Here is a 2,104-nt window from a genome sequence, read left to right on the forward strand (position 1 = left end):
AACACGGCGAACACGGCGAACATTGCGAAGGCCGTGGACGCCGCGCCGCGCCCCGACACCACCGTATCCCCTGCCACCCAGCCGGTGGCTTCCGCTGCGTCCTTTGTCACGAAGCCGTCGGTGGAGCGCGCGCAACCGGCCGCGCCGGTATTCGATCCGGATACGCACCTGCGTCCGCTGACCGACCGGCTCGCCGCGCTGCAGGCCGACGTCGACGGTTTGACGCGCACCGCCGATCGCGAGATGCGCCGCGTCAACCGCCTGCTGCTGGCGTTGGCCGTCGTCGTGCTGGCCGGGCTCGTTGCGCTGGTGCTTCAGACGCGACAGATCGCGCACCTGAAGCAGGACGTCGCCACGAAGCAGCAGCGGATCGATCGCCTCGCGGCCGATCTGTCGACGCAGCAGGCGACGCTGATGACGCTCGAGGAGCATCACGAGGCGCTGCTGTCGCAAGTCGACCGGCTCCAGCGCAACGCGAATCGCGAGGCGGCCGTCGCGAAACGTGCGCGCCGCACGCGCTAATCATTTCGACCCTATCCTGGGAGCCTGACGGAGCAAGGATCGCGGTTTCGCGTCGGCGATCAGGCGCCGCGCGCATGCGGCAAACTGATGCGGTGCGCTGGCAGAGTTCAGGGAAAACCCTTAGAATAGCGTTCATCTAAGGGAAAACCCTAGCCACATCTGTCAGGAGTCTCACATGAGCTTCATCCTTGCCCTGCTGCAAAAGATCGACGACCTGTTCGTGTCGCCCCACCTGCCGCTCGACGCCGAATACTCGTACGCTGCGCGTCGTGCCGAAGCCGAGCGCGTGCGCCGTGCGCACCTCGTGCCGATCGTCCTGTATCGTCGCTGATTCGCTGATTCGCTGATTCGCTGATTCGCTGATTCGCTGATTCGCTGATTCGCTGATTCGCTGATTCGCGGCCAGCGCGACGTCCGGCGCACCCGCCCGCCCGCTTTCCGCCGCCGTATCGCGCGCCGGCGCGACCGTCCCGCTACACTGGAAGTCCGAATCCGTTCACGGTGACCGGGCCATGCTGCAGATGCGGCCGATGACGGCCAGTGAATTCCACGCGTACCGTACGCGAGCCATCGACGGCTACGCGCGCGATCTCGTCTCATCCGGACAAAATGCTGTCGAAGACGCGGCCAGCCGGGCGCGCGCGTGTTTCGACACGCTGCTGCCTGACGGCCTGCGGACCTCCGGCCAGACCCTCGTCGTACTCGTCGACGCCGCCAGCGGCGACGCGGTGGGCGACCTCTGGTACGCGATCGTGCCCGAAGGGCCGAACCGCACGCTGTTCATCTACGACCTCGACATCGTCCCGTCCCGGCGTCGCCAGGGCTGGGCCACGCGCACGCTCGATGCGCTCGACGCCGAGGCGCGCCGCTACGGCATCACCGAGATCGGGCTGTCGGTGTTCAATCACAACACGGCGGCCCGCGCGCTGTATCGTGCGTGCGGCTTCGCGCCGATCACGACGACGTTGATCAAGCCGGTCGTTCCGGGCTGAATCCGCTGGCAGGCGCTCAGGTGGCACTTGCGGCCAACCGGGTACGCAGCCGGCGGCCTGCACCATTCACACTCCCGATCCTTCCTGCTCGCCGAGCCCCGAGCCCCGAGCCCCGGGCCCAAGCCCAAGCCCAAGCCCAAGCCCAAGCCCCAAGCCCCAAGCCCCAAGCAACCGACCCCGACCATCAAACACCGACAGCCGAACGGCCCTTCGATCATTCGACCGTCCTGCACGCGCCGCCCACACCCGCTCAGTGCGCGCGCCCTTTCCATCGCCGCAGCAGCAACGCATTGGTCACGACGCTGACGCTGGAAAACGCCATCGCCGCGCCCGCGATCACCGGGTTCAGCCAGCCGAGCGCCGCGAGCGGCACGCCGACCAGGTTGTAGACGAACGCCCAGAACAGGTTCTGCTGGATCTTCCGGTACGTGCGCCTGGAGATGTCGATTGCGTCGGCGACGAGCGCCGGGTCGCCGCGCATCAGCGTGATGCCGGCCGTGTGCATCGCGACGTCGGTGCCGGTGGCCATTGCGATGCCGACGTCGGCCGCGGCAAGCGCGGGCGCATCGTTGATCCCGTCGCCGACCATC

General features: G+C 67.6%; 3 protein-coding genes and 1 pseudogene. 3 read left to right on the forward strand and 1 reads right to left on the reverse strand.

Annotated elements, in window-relative coordinates:
* From L810_RS48300 to L810_RS43490, 3 genes and pseudogenes are all read left to right on the forward strand, one after another.
* Nucleotides 1-522 (forward strand): annotated as a pseudogene (locus L810_RS48300) (flagellar hook-length control protein FliK); the annotation flags it as partial.
* 175 nt (nt 523-697) lie between these two features.
* The gene (locus L810_RS48660; RefSeq protein ID WP_006481665.1) at nt 698-853 is read left to right on the forward strand and encodes a hypothetical protein; all 156 of its coding nucleotides are present in this window, start codon (nt 698-700) and stop codon (nt 851-853) included.
* Nucleotides 854-1,034: 181 nt separating this feature from the next.
* Complete coding sequence (locus L810_RS43490; protein ID WP_021164395.1) at nt 1,035-1,514, forward strand: GNAT family N-acetyltransferase; 480 nt, start codon at nt 1,035-1,037, stop codon at nt 1,512-1,514.
* A 250-nt stretch (nt 1,515-1,764) separates the two neighbouring features.
* Here L810_RS43490 and L810_RS43495 read toward each other — a convergent pair.
* On the reverse strand, nt 1,765-2,104 hold a 340-nt coding region (locus L810_RS43495; protein WP_021164396.1), incomplete at its 5' end, for an HAD-IC family P-type ATPase.

Source organism: Burkholderia sp. AU4i (genome assembly GCF_000466765.1).
Classification (GTDB): Bacteria; Pseudomonadota; Gammaproteobacteria; order Burkholderiales; family Burkholderiaceae; genus Burkholderia; species Burkholderia cepacia.